At 59.4% G+C, this 20,884-nt stretch carries 19 protein-coding genes and 3 pseudogenes; 5 read left to right on the top strand and 17 right to left on the bottom strand.

Annotated elements, in window-relative coordinates; genetic code table 11:
* Positions 1 to 404 precede the first annotated feature (404 nt).
* The 4 genes from AWB68_RS24965 to AWB68_RS24950 form a co-directional block, all read right to left on the bottom strand.
* The gene (locus AWB68_RS24965) at positions 405 to 1,193 is read right to left on the bottom strand and encodes a citryl-CoA lyase (RefSeq protein WP_087647022.1); all 789 of its coding nucleotides are present in this window, start codon (positions 1,191 to 1,193) and stop codon (positions 405 to 407) included.
* Positions 1,194 to 1,233: 40 nt separating this feature from the next.
* Positions 1,234 to 1,962, bottom strand: a complete 729-nt coding sequence (locus tag AWB68_RS24960; RefSeq protein ID WP_087647021.1) for an enoyl-CoA hydratase/isomerase family protein — start codon at positions 1,960 to 1,962, stop codon at positions 1,234 to 1,236.
* A 622-nt stretch (positions 1,963 to 2,584) separates the two neighbouring features.
* On the bottom strand, positions 2,585 to 3,745 hold the full coding sequence (locus AWB68_RS24955) for an acyl-CoA dehydrogenase family protein (protein ID WP_087647020.1): 1,161 nt from the start codon (positions 3,743 to 3,745) through the stop codon (positions 2,585 to 2,587).
* 31 nt (positions 3,746 to 3,776) lie between these two features.
* Positions 3,777 to 5,333: a class I adenylate-forming enzyme family protein gene (locus AWB68_RS24950; RefSeq protein ID WP_160110061.1), complete on the bottom strand. Its 1,557-nt coding sequence runs from the start codon at positions 5,331 to 5,333 to the stop codon at positions 3,777 to 3,779.
* 447 nt (positions 5,334 to 5,780) lie between these two features.
* On the opposite strand from AWB68_RS24950, the pseudogene AWB68_RS51510 reads away from it, so the two are divergent.
* The 4 genes and pseudogenes from AWB68_RS51510 to pqqA all read left to right on the top strand — a co-directional run.
* A pseudogene (locus tag AWB68_RS51510) lies at positions 5,781 to 6,149 on the top strand (PqqD family peptide modification chaperone); the annotation flags it as partial.
* 253 nt (positions 6,150 to 6,402) lie between these two features.
* Positions 6,403 to 6,988, top strand: a pseudogene (locus AWB68_RS24935) (response regulator).
* Between the two features lie 10 nt (positions 6,989 to 6,998).
* Positions 6,999 to 7,289: a hypothetical protein gene (locus tag AWB68_RS51890; RefSeq protein WP_160110060.1), complete on the top strand. Its 291-nt coding sequence runs from the start codon at positions 6,999 to 7,001 to the stop codon at positions 7,287 to 7,289.
* Positions 7,290 to 7,424: 135 nt separating this feature from the next.
* Positions 7,425 to 7,499, top strand: a complete 75-nt coding sequence (pqqA, locus tag AWB68_RS50840; protein ID WP_087647033.1) for a pyrroloquinoline quinone precursor peptide PqqA — start codon at positions 7,425 to 7,427, stop codon at positions 7,497 to 7,499.
* Between the two features lie 179 nt (positions 7,500 to 7,678).
* On the opposite strand, the pseudogene AWB68_RS51505 reads toward pqqA, so the two are convergent.
* The 10 genes and pseudogenes from AWB68_RS51505 to AWB68_RS24875 form a co-directional block, all read right to left on the bottom strand.
* Positions 7,679 to 8,335 (bottom strand): annotated as a pseudogene (locus AWB68_RS51505) (AAA-type ATPase lid domain-containing protein); the annotation flags it as partial.
* 373 nt (positions 8,336 to 8,708) lie between these two features.
* Complete coding sequence (locus tag AWB68_RS24915) at positions 8,709 to 8,891, bottom strand: enoyl-CoA hydratase-related protein (protein WP_235028487.1); 183 nt, start codon at positions 8,889 to 8,891, stop codon at positions 8,709 to 8,711.
* A 329-nt stretch (positions 8,892 to 9,220) separates the two neighbouring features.
* A complete protein-coding gene (locus tag AWB68_RS24910; RefSeq protein WP_087647016.1) occupies positions 9,221 to 9,982 on the bottom strand; it encodes an enoyl-CoA hydratase-related protein in 762 nt (253 codons plus the stop codon).
* The gene (locus tag AWB68_RS24905) at positions 9,973 to 10,923 is read right to left on the bottom strand and encodes an amidohydrolase family protein (protein ID WP_087647015.1); all 951 of its coding nucleotides are present in this window, start codon (positions 10,921 to 10,923) and stop codon (positions 9,973 to 9,975) included. The genes AWB68_RS24910 and AWB68_RS24905 overlap by 10 nt, the downstream gene beginning before the upstream one ends.
* A gap of 4 nt (positions 10,924 to 10,927) precedes the next feature.
* Positions 10,928 to 11,545: a glutathione S-transferase family protein gene (locus AWB68_RS24900; protein WP_087647014.1), complete on the bottom strand. Its 618-nt coding sequence runs from the start codon at positions 11,543 to 11,545 to the stop codon at positions 10,928 to 10,930.
* Between the two features lie 184 nt (positions 11,546 to 11,729).
* A complete protein-coding gene (locus AWB68_RS24895) occupies positions 11,730 to 12,485 on the bottom strand; it encodes a GntR family transcriptional regulator (RefSeq protein WP_087647013.1) in 756 nt (251 codons plus the stop codon).
* Positions 12,486 to 12,588: 103 nt separating this feature from the next.
* Positions 12,589 to 13,284, bottom strand: a complete 696-nt coding sequence (locus AWB68_RS24890; RefSeq protein WP_087647012.1) for a carboxymuconolactone decarboxylase family protein — start codon at positions 13,282 to 13,284, stop codon at positions 12,589 to 12,591.
* 50 nt (positions 13,285 to 13,334) lie between these two features.
* Positions 13,335 to 14,522, bottom strand: a complete 1,188-nt coding sequence (locus tag AWB68_RS24885) for a CaiB/BaiF CoA transferase family protein (protein WP_087647011.1) — start codon at positions 14,520 to 14,522, stop codon at positions 13,335 to 13,337.
* 121 nt (positions 14,523 to 14,643) lie between these two features.
* Positions 14,644 to 15,867: a CaiB/BaiF CoA transferase family protein gene (locus AWB68_RS24880; protein ID WP_087647010.1), complete on the bottom strand. Its 1,224-nt coding sequence runs from the start codon at positions 15,865 to 15,867 to the stop codon at positions 14,644 to 14,646.
* Between the two features lie 11 nt (positions 15,868 to 15,878).
* Positions 15,879 to 18,194: an acyl-CoA dehydrogenase family protein gene (locus tag AWB68_RS24875; RefSeq protein ID WP_087647009.1), complete on the bottom strand. Its 2,316-nt coding sequence runs from the start codon at positions 18,192 to 18,194 to the stop codon at positions 15,879 to 15,881.
* A 263-nt stretch (positions 18,195 to 18,457) separates the two neighbouring features.
* On the opposite strand from AWB68_RS24875, the gene AWB68_RS24870 reads away from it, so the two are divergent.
* Entirely contained in the window at positions 18,458 to 19,798 is a 1,341-nt protein-coding gene (locus AWB68_RS24870) for an MFS transporter (protein ID WP_087647008.1), read from the top strand.
* 198 nt (positions 19,799 to 19,996) lie between these two features.
* Here the strand turns inward: AWB68_RS24870 and AWB68_RS24865 are convergent, their stop codons facing one another.
* The 3 genes from AWB68_RS24865 to AWB68_RS24855 form a co-directional block, all read right to left on the bottom strand.
* Positions 19,997 to 20,254: a hypothetical protein gene (locus AWB68_RS24865; RefSeq protein ID WP_087647007.1), complete on the bottom strand. Its 258-nt coding sequence runs from the start codon at positions 20,252 to 20,254 to the stop codon at positions 19,997 to 19,999.
* Positions 20,255 to 20,332: 78 nt separating this feature from the next.
* Positions 20,333 to 20,452: a hypothetical protein gene (locus AWB68_RS51115; protein WP_327383211.1), complete on the bottom strand. Its 120-nt coding sequence runs from the start codon at positions 20,450 to 20,452 to the stop codon at positions 20,333 to 20,335.
* Positions 20,453 to 20,654: 202 nt separating this feature from the next.
* On the bottom strand, positions 20,655 to 20,884 hold a 230-nt coding region (locus tag AWB68_RS24855; protein WP_235028486.1), incomplete at its 5' end, for a transposase.

The raw sequence follows: 20,884 nt of genomic DNA, 5'->3' as shown, positions 1-20,884 counted from the left end.
CCTCATCAAGGGTCGGCCGTCACTTCCTCCACGAGTCCGGAAACAACGCGAAAGCCGGCGTGGCCCATGGCAGGAAGACTGCCTGCGGGTGGGAAAAGCTGCCAGGAGCCGTTTCCGTGGCGGAAGAAAATGATTGTCAACCGGTTGTTCTCAAAAGAAGACTCTATGCGGACGCAGCGAGATCTCACTGGCGTACGCACCTCGCATCTCGTTATTCGAACGGGGGCGCCAGCAAACCACTTTTCCTTTTGCCGTCGAAGGGTGCCTCTTTCTTTGGTCATTTGGCATCACACATCAGATCGCGCGCCCACGGAGCCGTTGATCTGCTCATCTTCACTGGCGCGCCGTCCCAGATCGGTCGTCCGCTTCCCGCCTACGGACACCGCCTCTCGCAATGTCACCCGCTAAATCGCCTCGACACCGTCAAAGTCAATTGAGCGATCTGCGGCCGCGGCGAGCTTGAACCCTATCGGCTTAACTCGTTCTTCCGCCAAATGGGCGATCAAGCTCGCCGTGCGTGCCATGATTGGAATACCGCGGAGCGAATCTACTGGGAAGCCCGCGTCCAGCAGAACCGCCGGGATCGCGCCCGAGACGTTGAGAGGGAGCTTTCGGCCATACACGACCTCAACTTGCCGGTCCAGTTCCTCCACCGCCTCAGTATGCTTGCCGCGGGTTCCCAATCGCTGCGCGTACGCGATCAAGCTGGCAGCCCGAGGATCACCGTTGCGGTGAATCGGGTGACCGAAGCCTGGAAGGGAGATCCGCTGTTGGTGCATCGAGGTTAAACGCGTTCTCACGACAGTTTCAAGCGGCGTTCCGCCAGCCACCTCTGCGACAATCTCGACGAGCAGCCGTCCCGCGGTTTCTGATGCACCTAGGATGACGGATCCACAACCCAGCAAGCCTGCGGCGACGGCACCCTGAAGTGCGTCTGGAGCCGACGCCAGCGTCATACGTGCAGCTTGTACCGACGGAACGAGCCCGTGCTCTGCGATGGAAACCATGGAGGCGTCTACAAGTTTGATCAGTTCGGCACTCGGCTTCTCGCCGGACAACAAGAGAAGGAAGTATTCCGTCAAACTCGTTTTGCCAATAACGTCCTCGCACAAATCCAGTCCGCGAACTGTGATTTTATCAATCTGAACTTTTGCGATCGATGATGAGCCTTTTTCGCTCTTCTTTTCTGACATTTCTGCCTCCGTGGAATATGTACGTTCTAAAATTGAGGCGCTACTGATTTTTATATGCGTCGACTGCCTTCAATAGAGATCCCTCGAGCGAACAACCGTCACTCGCGAAAGCGATACGCTTCATTCCGCTTAGCGCCGACGACGACAGCGCCGCAATCTTCAGCGCCCATGCGCGTACTTCGGTTTGGAGATCCTCGGACTTCACTACTCGATTCACCCACCGCCGTTCCAATGCCTGGTATGCGGTAATGGGGCCATCTCCCGTCAGGATTTCGAAGGCCGCTAAGCGGCCGACGTGACGTTCCAGGCTAGGCCAAACGAGAAGAGGCGCGATACCGTGATGGATTTCCGGAAAGCTGAGGGTCGCGTGTTCGGCCATCACAATGCCATCACATGCAAGCGCCAGCGCGGCACCGGCTCCTACGGCCGGACCGTTCAGAGCGGCTAGGACGGGAACCCTCAAGCTGGGTGCAAGCTTCAACAGGTGCGCGTTCCGCTCGGCATATGCGACTATATCCGCCTGACTGGAAGATGCGCGCATCTCTGTCACGTCGGCCCCCCCACAAAATGCCGTACCCGCACCACGAATGACAATGACTTTGACACTTTCGTCTTCAGCGCATTTGACCAGTTGTGAACACAACTGTTCACACAACTCCTTGTTGAGCGCATTTCGGCGATCGGGTCGATTCAATGTCAAATAGGCGACGCGTTCGTCGGCCTCTTTCATTAATAAAGGCATTTCCAGTCCTCTAGCAGCGGTAGACATGTGGTTGAACGTCGCGCAAGCATTTGGTCCATAGGGCTGTGAAGCTGAGGCTTACCGTCGCTTCCGTATCGAAAGCGTCGGTGCCGGTCGTACGAGACGACAAGTCAGCGCGGAGTTCACGATACACCGCGTCCAGGTTCTCCGTCTCGATCTGCCAAATCGCTAGAAATTCTTGAGACCTGGTTCGCCCCATTTGTGAAGAACTTGCTTGGAAACGCTCGCAGGCAACGAATCCGGGCCGCTAGAGCATCTCCGGAATGTGTATCTCCCGGTACCACTTCTCGAAAGCCGCTTCGTTCCCGTCACCGGGCTACTGAAAGCGAGAAGAATATGTTTCATAGCCTATTCAATTCAAACCAAAGCCACGTTAAGACGTTAACCTCTGTCAAGAGCGTTCCTGTCGCCGGTTATCGGAACTTGGGGAAGAGGAGGTTGGGGCCAACTTCCGGCATTGATGCGCCAACTTGCGTCCGACGTTTCGCCGTGCGTGTAGAAGCTGAGTTCAGTACCATATCTCGGCAAGACCATGCGGGACCGTTAGGACCCTCCGCTTATTAAAGAACACGCCCGCTCGCCGCCCTTTTAACCCTGCTTCCATGCTCGCCAAGCAGACAGCTCGATATCAGCAGTTATACGCACCGCTCACGATGTCGCGGGCGACCGAGTTGCGGTGCACTTCGGTCGTCCCGTAACCGATCGAAAGACCTCGTGCGTCACGGAAGTAGCGCTCAAATGGGTATTCATTCGACAGCCCAAACGAACCTCCCATCTGGATCGCCTGATTTGTCACCTTGACCGCCATCTCATTGGCGACGATCTTGGCCATTGATGTCTCGTAAATGGGGACACCGCCGTTCGCGTCGGTACGCAAGGCGGCGTTGTAAATCAACGCGCGTGCCGTCTCGATGCTCGTCGCCATGTCGGCAAGTAGCCATTGCAGCCCCTGATTTTCAATAAGTGCCTTGCCAAACTGGCTCCGGTCTCGCAAATGTTGTACGGCGGCGGTGAATGCTGCTTGAGCAATTCCCAACGCGATAGGTGGATTACCCGCGATGCGGTCTGACGCCATTAAGGTAAATAGATCCTTCATGCGCCCTGGGCGCAAGATCAGATTCTCGGCCGGAACCCGTGCGTCCTCAAATACGAGTTCTGCCATCCCAGTTCCGCGCAGGCCGATAAGATCCAGATGTTTTCCAATCGTCATGCCTGATGTGTCTTTGTCAATCAGGAGCGCGCCGACTCCTCTCAATCCGTCCTCCTCGCCAACGCGCACGAAGACGATAAAGACGTCTGCGACTTGAGCGGCGGTGCACCACAGCTTGCTCCCGTTCACGATATACTCGCCGCCCCTTAGGACTGCCTTGGTCTGCGTGCCGGCGAGATCAGATCCAGCATTAGGCTCAGACATTGACCACGCTGCTAATATTTCCGCCTTCCCCATCTTTCTCAGATATTTTTGCTTTTGCTCTTCTGTGCCCAAACCAATGATCACGCGTGATGCGGCACCTTCCGTGACGTTTAACAACATCGCCGTATTCGCGCAGGCTCGGCTAATTTCTTCAAAAATCAATACGTTTTCAAACACGCCCAATCCGGACCCGCCATACTCTTCGGGAAGACAGATCCCGGTATAGCCGTTTTCCGCCAGAATTTGCAGGTTCTCGAGCGGTGGAGTATAAGTTTGGTCCCAATACGCCGCCTTCGGCGCGAATTTTTCGGTCGCTAGCCGTCGCACGGCATTCTTGATCGCTCGTTGCTCGTCGGTCAATACAATCGGATACATCGAATTACTCCTGGACGTTTTTGTAACGCGGTTAAGCGACACTACGTTCTTTACCGGCCCAAAATGGCGCTCTTAGCGCTTTCTTATCGACTTTGTTTGTGCTCGACAGACGCGGCAGCGAACCGACAAAGTCGATACTCTTCGGCTTTTTGTAGCTAGCTATCTTGCTCTTAACGTAGTCGATCAGTTCTACTTCCGTCGCCACAGCGTTGGTGCGGAGCACGACAAAAGCCTTCACCGCCTCGCCCCACTTCGAATCAGGCACTCCGATCACGGACGCTTCCGAGACCGATGGATGACTCGCAAGGGCTTCTTCGACCTCTCGGGAGTAAATGTTTTCGCCTCCGGAGATAATCATGTCTTTCTTACGATCGACGATGAACAGGTAACCCTCTTTGTCGAGATACCCCAAGTCGCCCGTGCACATCCACCCGTCTTTCAATGCCTGGGCAGTGCTCGTCGGATTTTTCCAGTAACCGCTCATCATTCCGGGAGCACGAGTCAAAACTTCGCCAATCGTGCCGATTTCAGCTTCGCTTCCATCATCGTTGACGACGCGCAGTTCAGTGTCCTCAAACGGCTTACCGGCTGACGCAAGTCGAGCGACCTCGGTCTCGGGCCCCTCGAGGACATGTTGGAATTTGTCGAGGAAGGTGCCGGCGCCGTTTTCTGTCATACCGTAGCTCTGAACGAAGACCAGTCCAAAATGGCCGATCGCCCGCTTTAGCAGCGCGACCGACATTGGGGCCGATGCGTAGTGGACCGTGTGCAGCAGGGGAAATTTTTTGGGCGCCTTATCCAACTCGTCGATGATCTGGTGAATCATTACCGGCGCCAGATGAGCCGCGGTGACCCCATCTTCGAGGAAACTTGCAATGATGCTTTGGGGGTTGAAGGACTTGTGAAGGACGATTGCGGCGCCTTGAGACCGGTACATCATTTCAAGGTTTTTACCGCCGCAGTGGAAAAGCGGCATGACGATCAGCATGCGATCGGTTGCTTTCGCCTTGACCGCCCGAGCGTAGATCTCGGCTTGGGCCGCTTGGCCCCCGTTGGGCAGCATTGCGCCTTTTGGTCGACCAGTTGTGCCGCTCGTGTAGAAGATACACACGGTATCTTCTTCATCTGCACGTGGCGCGTTCTCTTCCGGCAGGCTGTTCTCGATCAGTCGCTCATAAGCGAACTCACTGTCGGCGTCGCCGCCTATTTCGAGGAGCTGCACCGGCTCACCGAGCCCACTTATGATAGCGTCGACGCGCTTCGCGAACTCTTCGTCGTAGGCGAGGACCGCAGGAGTCGCATCGATCAGAATATCCGTCAGTTCCGCATCTGAGAGTCGGTAATTTAAACCAACAGCAACAAACCCCGCTTCCTCACACGCGCCGTACAGTTCAAGGTATTCCGGGGCATTTTGGGCGAGGATGGCGATGCGGCTCTGTCGCTGCAAGCCCTTCGAACGCAGGCCTTGGGCGAGCCTGAGCGTGCGTTCAAGAAAATCGGCATGCGTGACGGCACGGCCATTGCAAATGACCGCCGGCCTCTCGCCGTATAGAAATGCATTGCGACGAAGGATGTCTCCAACAATCATGATTGTTCCCTTAATATTCCGCCTGAATAAGCGATTGGAACGCTTCTCTAAAATCCCTTCCTTCCCAGCGTTCCAGTGTGCGATGTAAGTATCGCGGCCCGTAGGGAGCGATGTATAGGCGGCATCGTTAATGCCGGGAATGCATGCCGTGCATATGAAGAACGTCCCGCATTGACCTATCATTCAGCGATTGCAGGCTGCTATCAATTGTTAGCCGAGTGCAGTGGCGGCAAATCAATCGCTTATTGCGTATCCCGTAGCACCCGGGGAACCCATAAATTGGATAACACTATTGGATAGTATTACCTGATAGTTGATGCGGAGCGAGGAATAACGGTGACGGGCTGTGTTTGACCGTCTTGGCGCGCATGTATCGATGTCCGCGCTTCCAGCGGTAACCACGCGCCGATCGCACGCCTGGATCCCTCATCGCCGTAATTGTGCTGCATGTGGCCATGCGTGCTTAAATTGCAGCTAATCGTCCGCGACCGCCTGATGGGCGCCGGAGATATTCTGAAGCGTTGCGATGGCACACGCGACATAGATGCGTTGATTCCAGACTTGCAGCAAGCCTTCAATGCGCAGGACATCGGCAGCGAAGTGCGTTCGTTCGTGGCGGCAGCAGAGCGGCACGGATGCGCTGGAGGCGGCTACATGACCGATATTGCCTCGCCGCTGCGGTTGCTCGCCGACCTGACGTACCAGTGACCGTTGCATTGTGCGTTCTGCTACAACCCGGTCAATTACACCGATCACAGCAGCGAACTTTCCACCGATCAATGGCTCGGCATGTTACGCGAAGCGCGTGCACTCGGCGAGCCCTCGACGCCGGCGGCTGCCGCTGCCAGGCGTATCTGCTGACCGGGACCCGGCCAACGCCGACCCGGTCTGCGATAAATCACCACACCACGAACTCGTCATCAACGTGGCGCGCAAAGCGGCTATTGAACGCGAGCCTGACAGCACCTGGTTACGTTTCGCAATGACAGCAATTCACTTCGGTTAGCGGCGCCACACTACGGCCGCACCCTAAACCATCAAAGCGTTGCCGATCTCGCCGAGCCCGAAAATGACCGCCGCCGATATATCTGTGCTCCTGGTCGATGACCACGCCGTGGTGCGTGAAGGCTACCGGCGCCTGCTCGAACTCAGTCCCGATGTGGCACGGCAGGCGAAGCCGCTGACGCCGCGCAGGCGTACCAGCGCTTTTGCGCGCTGCGACCCGACGTTGTAGTGCTGGATCTCGCCTTGCCGGGCGCAAGCGACATTGAATCCATGCGCCTAATGCTCGCGCGTGAGCCGGACGCCCAGGTGCTGATCCTCAGCGTTCACGAGAAGACGATATTCGTGCGACGCGCGCTCGATGCTGGCGCACGCGGCTACCTGACCAAGGCAAGCGCTCCCGACGTATCGGAGGAAGCGGTCTGCGGAGTGGCGAGGCGTGCGCGCTAGGTGACACACTGCCGAGCATTGCGGAAAGACTCGGCATGAGCCAGAAGACCATTGCCAATCATCAATCGGTGATCCGGCAGAAGCTCGGCGCGGACAACGGGGTGCAGCTTGCGCAGATGTCAAACCGCATCGGTCGTCATTTCATCGATTTCGCCAACTTGGCCGGTTCGCTAAGCTCGTTCTGCTCGGGCAGTCCGGCCTGAACCGGCACGCGTGCGCAGAACAGAAAGCCGCTGGCTGGTTGGCAATATAGAAGGCGCCGCCGATCGCCTCGACACGCTCGCGCATGCCGGTCAATCCGAGGCCCGCACACGGTTTTGTCAAATCTATCCCTGGAACGTCGTCGGCCATGATCACCATGACCTCGTCATGTTTTTTCCGTTCAGCGTGTCTGTCATTCGCAGTCCGAGTCAGATCGATTTTTTTTCGCTCGCTGTGCACGCGAACTTCGACACCAGAGCCGTGATGCCACGACAGATCCGTGTTGCCGCCCGTATCCCTTGAGCGCTGGAACACGGCCTTGCCCGACGCGGCGTCTTCCATGCGTAGGCCGGCGCTGCTTGTCGCTGTGGAATGTTGCCGAAAAAATGGATGACGGGTTACACTGCAGTTTCGTTTGATAACTTGAGGGAGACGACTATGCAATGGAGCACACCGGGCTACACCGATATGCGCTTTGGTTTCGAGATCACGATGTATATCGCGACGCGTTAAGCGCCTGGCCCCGCCGTCAGCCCGTTTGTCCTTGCAGGTGACTGACGTGCGGCTTAGCGTGATCGTTGAGCGTGCTGTCGGCTGAAAAGCTAAGGTAAGCTAACGGCTCCGCTTAGGATAGTATTTGCTAAGCGGCCGGCCCTTGGTCCGTCGCCGTGACCAGCTTTCCCCGCCATGATTTACGAAGCCATCGTCACGACTGCATCGCGCAATGGCCGGCACCACATTGCACCCGCGGGCGTTCTCTTCAGGACGGTCTGGTGAGCCTTGCGCCGTTTCGCCCCTCCAACACGCTGGACAATAAGTTGCCACGCGCGCAGCCTTACACTTTCACTACGGACGTTCGCGTGTTCGCTGGCTGCGTGACGGGTACTCGAGAGACTGGCCGACACTGCCCGCGCGCCTCTCCCAGATAATGCACCGCTTGGCGGCAGCCCGCGTTTCTTCAGTGACGGCCCGCAGATCAGCAAGATGCTTTCGTATGAAGCGACTGCCGGCTGATGCGGAGCCTGCGTCGCTTCCGCGCGATTGCCCGACGATGCGGCAAGCACTCGCTTGATCGCTGCCCATTCCAGCCGTTCGACGGCCTCGTTCAGCGACAAGTCTGGCAGAGCATCGTTCAACGCGACGGCTTGCGCCAAAGCCGCCGCCGAGGCATCGAGGAAAGCGAGGTCGTCTTCCGTCACGAGCGCACTGCGCGCGAGCGCCCGCAATCGCTCCATCGCGTTCTTCAGTTCGCTGGCGTTACCGGGCCACGCGTGACCCAAAAACCGCCGTTCGGCGCTGGCACTGAGCGTGGGTGCTGCGCTTCCCATCAACACCGCCCACGCGAGAAGATGCCGCGCGAGCGCTCAAAGTTGCGAAGCCGTAGCCCTTCGTCGATTTTAGAAGGATTACTGAGCTTTAAAGTAGATTCGAGCGGATGGACGCGGAAGACAAGTTCCGCGGCAAGCGTCGAACCGCTAGAAAATGAGTCAGGCGCTTCGTCTTCGTCGACGATGCAGATGCGAGCTTCACGATCCGCGATACACCGGTGGACGCTTTTCGGGGAACGACCTCATGCCCTCCTCCTGATCGCTGGTATCGAAGAGAAACTGGAAACGCCTTGCGCCAGCGATGGCTCCATGTCAAAACCTGCGTCGGCTACCTCGGAGACGAGACCATGGCGAAAACCATCTCGGCATCGACCCGCTCGCCGGTCAGGACCTTTCATTGGCAGATACTTCCCGCTGGTCCGTAGCAGACGCATTGCGTTCCACCCGCACCAGGCATGATGCCGACGCAAATCTCGGGCTGACCGAATCGCGCCCCGCGTCCTGCGACGATCATGTCGCGGGCGAACGCCAACTCACAGCCACGGCGCAGGGCATCGCCTTCGACCGCCGCAATCACGGGCTTGCGGCACGCATTGATGGTTCGAAAAACTCGGCTCGTGTCTCGCGCCGCATGTTCGCCGGAGTCATGTGCAACATCTCGCCGATGTCAGTGCCGCCGACGAAGAACGTATCGCTACCGGTCAACGATCACGCACACGTCCGAGTCAGCTTCCGCTGCGGCAAACGCCTCCCAACAGCCGCGTGGCTTCCAGGCTGAGCGGGTTTTGGCGCTCGGGGCGATTAAATGCGGATGAGCGCGACCGTCGGCTCGGGACGCTCGCAGATCAGGACGCCTGCGGCATTCTGTTCTGACGTCCTCGTGAGCTATTCTCGCGTTTGAGTAAATCAGCGACCCTTGAAAACAGGCGCACGCTTCTCAACGGAAGCGCGCGTTGCTTCACGCGCATCCTCCGTGTACATCAGCTTCGTGCTATAGCCCTGCTCGTGTTCATAAGCGGCCTCGAGCGGCATTGATTCGATGTCGTTGAGCGCCTGCTTTGCATAGCGCAATCCAAGTGGGCTCTTGGCGGCAATTTTCGCGGCAAGCTTGAGTGCCGTCAGCATCAAGTCTTCGGGTTCAACCACCTCATCGATCAGGCCGAGCCTGAACGCTTCCTGCGCGCCAATCGGTTCGCCCGTGAAATACATGCGCCGCAATGCACCTTGCGGAATCAGCCGGCCGTGGTGTGCAGCGCCGCCACAGCGCCCGACATTGATTTCGGGCGTGCCAAACCGCGCATTGCTCGCGGCGATGCGAATGTCGCACACGGTGGCCAGCACCGAGCCAGCTCCGAGCGCCGGACCGTTGATCGCGGCGATGACGGGAATCGGGCAGCGATAGACCGCGGAGAACGTCCTGCGCACGATCGCCGCGCGCTCGGGGTCCTGCTCGGGCGTAGCGCTGAGAAATTCGTTGAGATCGAGCCCCGCGCAAAACGCGCGATTGCCGGCGCCGGTGAATATCGCGCAATGGACGTCGAGTTCGTTGCCGAGGCTTTCGAACAGATCGGCGATCTCACCGTAAAGTGCGAGCGTGAGCGCGTTGACCGGCGGCCGGTCCAGCGTGACGATCGCGATATCATCGCTTTTTTCGAGTCTCAGTGACATGGGTTGCCTTTTCGGAAGATGTGTCGCGCGGTCCAGTCATCGAAACGGTAGAAGCGCGCAGGATTATCGACAAGGATGGTGTGACGCAAGGACGCGTCGGTCACCCATTCATCGAACGTATTCACCAGCGCACCCACGTCCGGCGCAGCATCGCCCATGCGTACGTAGGGCCAGTCAGAGCTCCACACGAGTTGCCGCGCGTTGGCTTCAACCATGAGATCGTGGAACGGGCGCAGGTCCTGGTAATGCGGCGGCAGCTTCGACACCCGGCAGAGCGCCAGCTTCACGCCGATTCGACCTTCGCGGATCAGCGCCAGCACGTTTTGAAAGTCGCGGTGGCCGGTGCCAAGCGACGGGTCAAAGCACGTCATGTGCTCGAACACCACCGACAAGCCGACCCGATCGAGTTTCTCTGTGATGGCCGGAACGTCGCTGCATCGAGCCCAGACCTGGGCGTGCCAATCGAGCGCTTTCATGCGGCTCGCAAGCGCTAGCGCGGCATCCAGGCCGACACTGCCCGCGAAAGGCTTGCCGGTCTGCGGGCTCGGCATTTCGTTGAAGCGCAACGCGCACACCCCGCTCAGCTCGAGCCGATGCAGTCCCTCGTCTGGCACGTCCCCATTGACGACCGCGACACCGCGAATCCTGCCGACGCCCGACCTTAGCGCGGCCATCAGCGCGGTGTTGTCCGTGCCGTAGGGTGCCGGCTGCACCAGCACGCCGCGCCTTGCGCCTATCGTGTCCAGCATGGCCAGATAGGTCGCTGCCGGAGCGAGCGGCGGAGGATAGCTTGAGGCGGTAGCAAAGGGAAAATCATCATAGGGTCCGAATACATGCGAATGGGCGTCGCACGCGTTCAGTGGAAGCGGTATGGCTGGCGGACTTGGCATCTTTGCGGGCACGACATCGACCGGACGCAGGGGATCGATTGCGTCGTTCATGGAGCTATTCGCCATCGCCGGGTCCAGTGCGGCGCATCGAATCGCGTTCCGCGAAACGGGCATGCCATGCAGCGAGCGCCGGGTGCCCGTCGCGCCACTGCAGGTCCGGAAGACGGAAATCGTAATAAGACAGGGCACAGGCGATGGTTATGTCGCCGATGTTGATTGCGTCGAGGCGCAGGGAAGGTGCCAGCTTCTCCAGCGCATCGAGCGATGCGGTCGATTTGACGCCAAAGGCGGCGAGCCACTCTGGGCGCTGTTGCTGCTGCGGCTTGTTACGCTCCTGACGCCAGAGCAACAACACGTCGAGCAGGCCGTCCGCAAACGCCTGCTGTTGCAGCGCGACGAACCGTTCGCGGCCCTCGGCGGGAAAAAGACGCGCGCCCGAGTGCAGGGTATCAAGGTATTCACAGATCACCGACGAATCGAACAACGCCAGTCCATCGTCGAGAACGAGTGTGGGCAACTTGCTCAGCGGGTTGTCGGGCAAAAGATCGAGATTGGGCTTGTCCATCGCGACTGGCGAACGCACGCATTCGAACTTATCGGAGTTGCCTGTCTCGTACGCGCACACCATGACCTTGCGAACGAAAGGCGAACGCGGTGACCAGTGAAGTTTCATCTGCGGAAATCCTTCGGGAACATTGCGAGAATGTACGAAACAGGCGGAATCGAACTTCAGCAACGTGAGCCGTCCGCTCTTAGGTTAATTATATGGGTGTTTGACCTATATCGCACAAAAAAAAATTTAGTGAAAACACCGATGGTGCACGTCATGGGGCGCCGAGCGTTCCGACGCCCGCCTGTCACAACGCTACCTTGATATCCAGGCGCACCACATCTCCCCGATACACCCCGTTGCCGACGAAAACGATCGTCCCGTCCGCATCAGTTGCTGTGCGATAGGCGTGTGCGACTGGTGCGTTGAGAGGAATCTCCAGCATGCGCGACAGTTCGACATCGGCTGTGCCGATCGTGATGGTCTGATGAATCTCCTGGAGTTTGAGATCTGGCATGTCTCGCAGGATTCGCATCGTCGTGTATTGTTTGAATGCGGCCTTCGGGATACGGCGGCTCAACCTTTCATCGATGTAGGCATCCCCAATATAGTACGGCTGACCTTCGCGCGAATGGCGTCTGCGCCAGTGTTGGTAAGACGGCGCGAGCTTGCCTGTGGTGTGCAGGATGTTGGCCGGCATCACGCCCTTCTCGGTCTTGAGAAGCTCAATCTTGGCGCCGTCAGCCGCCAGCAGCAGGCCCGACAGATCGGTCGGTACCTCGCACCAGAGTTGGCTCTGTGGCTTCTGAATGACGAACGTGCCCTTGGCGCGAAAGCGCTCGATGAGCTTGTCTACTTCGAGGATGCCGAGCGCCTGACGCACCGTCGCCCGGGCGACAGCACACTCCTCGGCCAGCTCATCGACGGTCGGAATCTGCTCGCCGACGCTCCATTGACCAGACTCGATCCGGCGCCTGAACAGCGTCGCAAGCTGTATATAACGGGCCACGCCGCTGAGGCTGAAATCGATGGCTGGTTCCTTCAGGGCGGCCTCTGTGCTCATTGCAACTCCGGTTAGCGTCTCGTAGCGTATCCGGCCGGGCTGATCGCCCGGGCCACATGGAGACAATCCCTCCTAGTTTAATCCAAAGAACCGGTTGAATAGGCTACTGACTTTTCGGCGACGCCGCCGCGTGCTCCGAGCGTGCGGACGGAGAAACGGTGACAGTTGAGAATGGTTTCGGCGCGAACGAGCAGCGTGCGAGCGTCGGCAAGGTCTCGCCGTGAGCGGGCCCCGCGCTCGAATGCGGGATCGGATCGAGGGGAGGTGCTACATCATCGGGCAACGGAATCTCATGCACGTTAAGGGTCATCGAAACGAGCGTGTAGTAGCCGATTACCGCTGCGAGTTCGACCACGCCGACCTTGCCCCAGCGCTGCATGATTCGCTGATACACCTCCTCGGCGACATTGCCGGTTTGTTGCAGCTGCCGCGCGAACTCATAGATGTCGGCCTCTTCCGCGTCCCCGAAGATGGGTTCGGCTCCCACCTTGATCGCGTCGAGTACGTCCTGGCTCAGGCCGGCGCGTAGACCCGCCCCGGCGTGGATATGCCATTCGAGTTGGCTGTTCCAGCGCCGCGCAGTGACAACGATAGCAAGTTCTGTCAGGCGCGCGGGTAACGTCGTGCCAAAGCGCAGAATTTCCCCGAAGCGCTGCCAGCGGTCCGCCAGTTCGGGACGATGCAGCGCCGCCCGCAAGGGACCAACAACGGTCCCTCGGGGTCCATCGACGACAGCGCGATAGACGCGCTCCTGCTCGTCGGTCATCGACTCGGGCGAGAAAAGAGGAATGCGGGCCACGTTCAATCCTTGAGAGTTAATGTCATTCGGCAAACTTAGCGGCGCCGGCCTCAGTGTCGTTCAATGCCGAGTTGCCGGAGCACTTCATCCGTGTGCTGTCCGAGCAAAGGCGGTGCGCGATCGAAACTCAGCGGCGCGTTGCGCAGGCGCAGCGGGCTGACCACCTGCGGCACCGTGCCGGAGACTGGATGAGGTAGGTGGCGCAGCATTTGGCGGTGCTTCACCTGAGCCTCTTCGAAAACCATCGGGATCGTGTTAATCGGTCCGCACGGGACGGTCGCGGCATCCAGTTTAGCGAGCCAGACTGCGAGGTCGTCGGTGAGCAGCGCCTCCCGGATGATGGCGAGCAGGGCCGGGAGGTTGCTGACTCGCTGCGCGTTCGAGGCGAAGCGCTCATCGTCGGCGAGGTCGGGGCGAGTGATCACTTCGCAGAATTTTCGGAACTGGCCGTCATTGCCGACAGCCAGCACCAGATAGCCGTCGCGGCACTTGAAGACGTCCTGCGGCTGGATGTTCGGATGCTTGTTGCCATTGCGAACCGGCGGATTGCCGGAGACCAAATAGTTCATCGCTTGATTGGCCAGGAATGCGACCTGAACATCGAGCATTGCGACGTCGATGTACTCGCCTTCGCCGGTTTCCCTGCGGCGCGCGAGTGCGGCAAGAATCCCGATGGTGGCGTACATCCCGGTCATGATGTCAACGATCGGCACGCCGACTTTTTGCGGGCCGCCGCCGTGCTCGTCGTCGCGCTCGCCCGTCACGCTCATCAGACCACCCATTGCCTGTATCATGAAGTCGTAAGCCGCATTCTCGGACTTCGGGCCGTCCTGGCCGAACCCGGTGATCGAACAATAGATCAGATCCGGTTTCACGGTTTTCAAGTCGTCGTAGGCCAGGCCGTAGCGCTTCAACGCACCGGTCTTGAAGTTCTCGAGCACGACGTCGCATTGTGCAGCGAGCGCCCGAACCGTTTCCTGTCCTTCGGGTGTTGCCAGGTCCAGCGCGACCGAGCGCTTGCCGCGATTCACTGAGAGAAAATATCCCGACTCCTTCGACGCGCCGCCGTCAGGATCCTTCAGAAACGGCGGTCCCCAGCTGCGCGTATCGTCGCCTACTTCCGGGCGCTCGACCTTGATCACATCGGCGCCGAGGTCTGCGAGAATCTGTGCGCTCCATGGCCCTGCCATAATGCGGCTGAGGTCGAGAATGCGAATGTGAGAAAGAGGTCCACTCATGATGTTGTCCGTTGATGCAATAATCGGGAAGGAGGCGCTAACGATATAGACGCACAACGCGTTGATACATTAACTTATCTTTTTAACCTTTAAGCCTTCGTCACGAGGCTTTTAAAGGGTGTTAGACCACGCGCGCTTCCCGCAGGCGCCCGATTTCGGACAGGCTCATCCCGAGCAATTCAGTGAGGATTTCGTTCGTATGCTCGCCCAGCAGCGGAGGCGGCCGCTGATAACGTACCGGCGTACCGGAAAACTTCACCGGATTGGCGACGAACGGCAACGCGCCGATCGTCGGATGTTCGAGCGTGCGTCGCAACTCGCGATGGACGACTTGCGGGTCGGCGAATGCCTGGGCAAAGTCGTTGATCGGGCCGCATGGAATGCCTTGTTGCTCCAGCGCGTGGAGCCAATGCGCCACCGGCTTTTCTGCAAGTGCTTCGGCGATCAGCGGAATTAGCACGGCGCGATGCGCCGCACGCTTGGGATTGGTCAGAAAGCGCTCGTCCGTCGCAAGTTCCGGGTGGCCAATAGCGCTAGCGAACTTGCGGAACTGACTGTCGTTGCCCACCGACACCATTACCTGCCCATCGCTGCACTCAAACGCCTGGTAAGGGCATGTGATCTCCGAGCTGGTACCAAGCCGTGGGGGCTGCTTGCCCGAGGCGAAGTAGTTCTGGGCCATGTGGGAAATCGCGCCTATTTGGGCGTCGAGCAACGCGATATCGATGTGCTGGCCCTCGCCTGACACCGTATCCCGATGGTGAAGAGCGGCCAACGTGGCGGCCAGCGCGTAGAAGCCTGCCGTCAGGTCCGACACCGCGTACCCCACTTTTTGCGGACCTGCGCCGGGAGTGCCGTCGGGCGCGCCGGTCATCGCCATCAGCCCGCTCATCGACTGGAAGATCGGGTCGTAGCCGGGCCGGCTGCTGTAGGGCCCGGTCTGCCCGAAGCCGCTGATCGAACAGTAGACGAGCCGCGGATTTATCTCTCGCAGTGCCGTGTAGCCGAGCCCATAGCGGTTCAGGTCGCCAGCCTTGAAGTTCTCGACTAGTACGTCGCACTGTGCGGCGAGCTTCCTCACCAGCGCCTGACCGTCCGCTTGCGAAAGATCGATCGTGATCGAGCGCTTGCCACGGTTCATAGCGACGAATGACGACGTCTCCGCGGTTTCCTCGCCGTCGGCATTGCACACGCGAAAGCCTTGGTGACGCGTGTCATCACCCTGCACGGGCCGTTCGACCTTGATTACGTCCGCGCCAAAGTCGGCGAACATCTGGCCCACCCACGGTCCCGAGAACACGCGGCTCATGTCGAGCACGCGAATGTTGGTCATCAGTTGATTCATCATTCTCTCCATCAGGTCGGCAATCCCAGCACTTGCTTCGCCAGGATGTTTCGCTGGATCTCGTTGCTGCCGCTGAAGATCTTCGCCGCAAGGGCGCTGTAAAGCGGCATATGGACATGCACCGGCTTGCCGCCAGCATCGACAGCACCGCGCTGCATCGCCGATTCGGCTGCCATGTCGTTGAGCAGCATGGCCACACGCTCGTGTGTCTCGGTCGCCCAGATTTTCAGATACGACACTTCAGCAGGCAGCGTGTCGCCGCGCTTGACCATCTCGGCGAAACCGGCGTAGGCAGAGCCCAGATCGGCAACATCAAGCATGGCCTGGGCGTAACGATCGGCCCATACCGGATCGGCGAGAAGCCCGCGCGACTCCGCCAGCTCCCTAACCTGGCCGAGCGTGTATTGTGAGTGCTTCGGGCTGCCCGAGAAAATCCGCTCGAAGCCGAGCAGCTGCTTGGCGATGTCCCAGCCCTTGTGAATCTCGCCCACCAAGTTCTCTACCGGGACCCGGACGTCGTCGAAAAAGACCTCGCAAAACTCTTCGTCGCCCGCGATGGTACGAATCGGCCGCACTGTCACACCGGGCGACTTAAGATCGACCAGCAAAAAGGTGATGCCGTGTTGCTTTTTGCCGCTGTTGTCGGTGCGGACCAGCATGAACATGTGCGTCGCGTCCTGCGCTAGCGTCGACCACGTCTTTTGCCCGCTCACGATGAACACATCGCCATCGAGCGTTGCTTGCGTACGCAGCGATGCGAGGTCAGAGCCGGCGTTCGGCTCCGAATAACCCTGTGCCCACACGTGCTCGCCAGAGAGGATCTTCGGAAGAAAGCGCTCGCGCTGTGCTACGGTGCCGAAACGAAACAAGATCGGCCCCAGCATGATGAGCCCCTGGTCAGGAGGACGCCCGACGCCGTAAAACTCCTGCTCTTCGATGTAGGCGATCAGCTTGTCCGGGGGGAGCGCCATGCCGCCAAACGCCTTCGGCCACGCCGGCGCGATCCAGCCCTGCGCGGCGAGCGTGCGATACCAGCCACCGATCTCGCGCCAGTGCAGCCGGCGCGGCGCGTGGCGCAGTTCTTTGGGGTAATACGTCGCAAAAAAGTCGCGCAGCATCTGCCGGAAAGCTTCATCGGACATGGCTTCCCAGTCAGCGTCGCGCGGGAATACGGTCTGACGCAAGCGGTCTTTCTCGTCATGGGCGTCACGCGCCATTGCTGGCTGGTTTGCGAAGTAACGGCGGCGATGAGCCGACTCGTTGCCAAGTAGCGCGGCAAGCGTGATGGCGCGATGCAGGTAAGTTCCGATCGGTCCCTCTTCTGTATATCCGATGGCACCGTGCAGTTGAACCGCAAGACGTGTCACCAGGAGCGCCGCTTGCGCACAGCGCGCCTTCGCACGGCTGGCAGCGGCCGCGCGTTGGCGGATAGAGTCGAGATCCACATGGGTCGCATCGCGAACGGCCGCGGCGGCAAGCTCGACCTGTATGTACGCATCGACGAGACGATGCTGTAACGCCTGGAACGAGCCGATCGGCTTGCCGAACTGTACACGCGTGTTCATGTAGTCGATCGTAGTCGTCAGCGCCGCGCGTGCGACCCCGACCAGTTCGGCACCCTGGGCGATGCGTGCGACATCATTGGCGCAGGCGACGGCCGCAACCGCTGCTTCACCGAACAGAAGGACTTGCTCCGAAGCCACCCTGATGCGGTTCAGACTTAGCGAGCCGGCTGGCACGCCACCGACTCCCGGCGCGCCATTTGCGGTGATGCCAGGGACGTCCGCGCGAATCCAGATCAGAGCGGGTCCAGCCTCGCCGGACGCAAGGACGAGCCAACCGTCCACGCCCGCGACCGGCGTGACGAAGTGCCGTTCTCCCTCCAGGACGACGCCTTCAGCGCTCCGCTGATAGTGCAGACGCGTGCCGTCGATCGGCTCCAGTTGCCCCGGCTCGTCCTGCCAGGCCACGCCGGCAATCAGATCGCCGGCGATCAGCTCCCTCATCAACTCTTGCGCCATGGCCGACTCGCGTGCCGCAGAGAGCACGACGCCCACGTGGATCGCACTCGCAATAAACGGTTCGGGCAACGCTGCTACGCCAGCCTCTTCCGCAATGGCTACCACCTCGGCCAGACCCAGCCCGAGTCCACCGTCGTCCTCGGAGATCAGCACCGATGTCCAGCCCGCCTCTGCCATCTGTCGCCAGACGACGCGATCCACGGCTCCGTCGCCGGTCAACATCAGAGTGCGCCGTCGCGCTGGAACGCCGCGGCTGATGAGATCCTTGGCGCTATCCTTGAATGCTTGTTGAGTTTCGCTATCCATTCGATCGCCCTCGAATTTGAGTCCGTTACGAGTAGGCCCGTTGACAGCTGTGGATCCGACCAAAACAGTCGTGAGCCTGCCAAGCCGAGGTCTTGGTCGAGCATGTTGGGAGTCCTGCGTCGCATTGTATATGGTTCGTTCGTCAATACTGCTCGTGAAAACCCTATAGGACATGTTATTGACTTTTATGCCGCCAAGTTTTCTAATTCGGCTGTCGAGGCGCTCTCATACCTCGGCTGGGCCAGTTCAAAGAGGAGACATTCGTGACCATACAAACATCCGCGTCGCATACCCGCGAGTTATCCGCAGGCGTTACCGCGGAGAATGCCGTCTACAGAAAGCTGCTCTGGCGCTTGATGCCGCTCCTCATGTTGCTTTACGTGGTGGCTTTCATCGACCGGTCCAATGTCGGTTTCGCCAAGCTCAGCTTCCTGCACGATCTAGGCCTTTCAGAGGCAGTGTTCGGTATCGGGGCGGGGATTTTTTACGCGGGATACATGCTGTTCGAGATCCCGAGCAATATGCTGTTGGCGAAGATCGGCGCACGAAAGACTTTCCTGCGGATTATGGTGCTCTGGGCAGTGTGCTCCGCGGGCCTCGCTGCCATGACCGGCCAGAACAGCTATTACCTATGGCGTTTTCTGCTCGGCGCCTCTGAGGCGGGACTTTTCCCCGGCATCCTGCTCTATCTGACCTTCTGGGTGCCGGTCTCGCGCCGCGCGCGCTTCACCGCGTTGTTCATGGCGTCGATTCCCATCGCGGGCATCATCGGCGGTCCGCTGTCGGGGTTCATCATGCACACGATGGACGGGGTGGCAGGACTGCGAAGCTGGCGATGGCTTTTCCTGATTGAGGGCATTCCGCCGCTGCTACTCGTTTTCGTGGTGTTTCGCCTGCTGCACGATACGCCGGCGAAGGCACCGTGGCTCTCGTCGGATGAAGCCGCCATCATTGAACGCGACTTGCGAGCGGATGGCGAGGCGACCCGCTCGACGGAACACAAGTCTTTTGCGCAAGCGCTTCTTTCGCCGCGTTTCTATTTGCTGACCGGTATGGGCGTCGCCCTGCTCGCCAGCACGTCGAATGTGTTTTTCTGGTTGCCGACGATCATTAACAGGACCGGTGTCACAGACATTGCAACGATCGGTGTCCTCTCATCGCTGCCTTTCATCGCTGGCTTCGTCTGCCAATATTTCGTCGCTCGGCACTCCGACGCCCGCAAGGAACGCAGATGGCACGCTGCCCTTTCGGGGGTCGCTGCAGCAATCGGTTGGGCTGCACTGCCGCTTGTGTCGTCGAATCCCACGCTTTCCGTCGCAGCGTTGGTCGTCACCGCTGCCGGAACCTTCGCGGCTACGGGTCCGTTCTGGTCAATGCCGAGTCTCTATCTCAGCAAGCAGGCTGCGGCGGGCGGCATCGCATTGATCAGCACCCTCGCAGGTCTTGGCAGTCTTGTAAGTCCCGGCATCGTCGGCTGGCTCAACGAGTCGACCCACACGCTCGCGGCGGGCCAGTATTACCTCGCCGCGTTGATGCTGATCGGCGCCGTGACCGTCATCGCGATTGGGCCGCACGGTAGGCCCGGAAAAACACACGGCACCTGAAGTTGCATTCCCGGGTCAGCATCTCGTATCGCTGCGAGCAGACACAGACACGGCATCAATGCAGCGCGTGAGGCCCGCGATGCCGTATGGCGTACAGTCGATGACATGCGGTCTCCATTAGGTGTGGGGGCTCGCCGCCCTATAACAATCCGACAAATGCCCGGTTAAAGATCGGCAGATTGGTCTAACACCCGTCTTCTACGAGTTGTTGCGATACGAGAATTCGGCAACCTTGAAGCCGAAGAAGTAGCGGCCCCTTACGCGCTTGTCAACGTAGAACGCGACATCACCTGAGGCACGCGCAACCAGACGGAGCGTCCGAGCCCATGCGTAAAAGGCGAGCAGCAGCCAGCCGATCATCTCAAGATAGTCATCGGCAACCCGATATGGCGATACCGGGTCGGTTGCGCATTTTTCGATAGTCGTTGCCGTTACTTGCTCGGTATCGAAGCACACCTGTTCTCTGCCCCATTCGTCTCAGCTCCAGTCAGTCAATCAACACGTGCAAATCGATCCGCGACACTACCGCCCGCACTACTTGTGATTGCCATGACCGGCATTCACTGCAGTCTCGACCGAAACAAGGCCGGCGTGCTGCAGCGCGTCTACATCCCGCTTTACCGCGCTCCGGTCTCGGCCAAGCCGCGTTGCAATGCCGGTGATCGACGCGGGCTCAGCCCTGATAGCCTGAAACAGGTCGATTAGACCTAGGAGTGTGCGCGGCAGACGGAATTTGAGCCGTCGATACTGACGCCGCAGCGACCGGCATCAACGCCGGGCCCGGTTTCGCTCTCCAATGCGCGTCAAATGGTTTGCCCGAGAGCGAAATCGGACAAAGTTGCCCCCTCTTCGGGGCTTACGCGAACGTCATTTTCGCCATTCTCCTGAGGTTCAGCGCCGCACAGACGAGTTTCCACTCGGCCTGGGCCTTGGCCAGTCCGCGCATGCTGAATTGTCGAAACCCGAGAACGCTTTTTACCCAGGCATTCGGCGGTTCGGAGAGCCATTTGTGTACCGGCTCGGATTGTCTGGACACGGGTTTGCAACTCAGGCGGCCTCTTTCATGGTGGCTGCGTGACGGGCTTC

This window comes from Caballeronia choica, from assembly GCF_001544535.1.
Classification (GTDB): Bacteria; Pseudomonadota; Gammaproteobacteria; order Burkholderiales; family Burkholderiaceae; genus Caballeronia; species Caballeronia choica.
The sequence above is the reverse complement of the archived record's forward strand: the minus strand, read 5'-3'. Positions and strand labels throughout refer to the sequence as shown.

Coding starts and splice junctions, on each gene's coding strand:
- AWB68_RS24965 (WP_087647022.1), bottom strand. CDS start 1,193: ATGTCAGAAAAGAAGAGCGAAAAAGGCTCATCATCGATCGCAAAAGTT.
- AWB68_RS24960 (WP_087647021.1), bottom strand. CDS start 1,962: ATGTCTACCGCTGCTAGAGGACTGGAAATGCCTTTATTAATGAAAGAG.
- AWB68_RS24955 (WP_087647020.1), bottom strand. CDS start 3,745: ATGTATCCGATTGTATTGACCGACGAGCAACGAGCGATCAAGAATGCC.
- AWB68_RS24950 (WP_160110061.1), bottom strand. CDS start 5,333: ATGATTGTTGGAGACATCCTTCGTCGCAATGCATTTCTATACGGCGAG.
- AWB68_RS24910 (WP_087647016.1), bottom strand. CDS start 9,982: ATGTCACTGAGACTCGAAAAAAGCGATGATATCGCGATCGTCACGCTG.
- AWB68_RS24905 (WP_087647015.1), bottom strand. CDS start 10,923: ATGAACGACGCAATCGATCCCCTGCGTCCGGTCGATGTCGTGCCCGCA.
- AWB68_RS24900 (WP_087647014.1), bottom strand. CDS start 11,545: ATGAAACTTCACTGGTCACCGCGTTCGCCTTTCGTTCGCAAGGTCATG.
- AWB68_RS24895 (WP_087647013.1), bottom strand. CDS start 12,485: ATGAGCACAGAGGCCGCCCTGAAGGAACCAGCCATCGATTTCAGCCTC.
- AWB68_RS24885 (WP_087647011.1), bottom strand. CDS start 14,522: ATGAGTGGACCTCTTTCTCACATTCGCATTCTCGACCTCAGCCGCATT.
- AWB68_RS24880 (WP_087647010.1), bottom strand. CDS start 15,867: ATGAATCAACTGATGACCAACATTCGCGTGCTCGACATGAGCCGCGTG.
- AWB68_RS24875 (WP_087647009.1), bottom strand. CDS start 18,194: ATGGATAGCGAAACTCAACAAGCATTCAAGGATAGCGCCAAGGATCTC.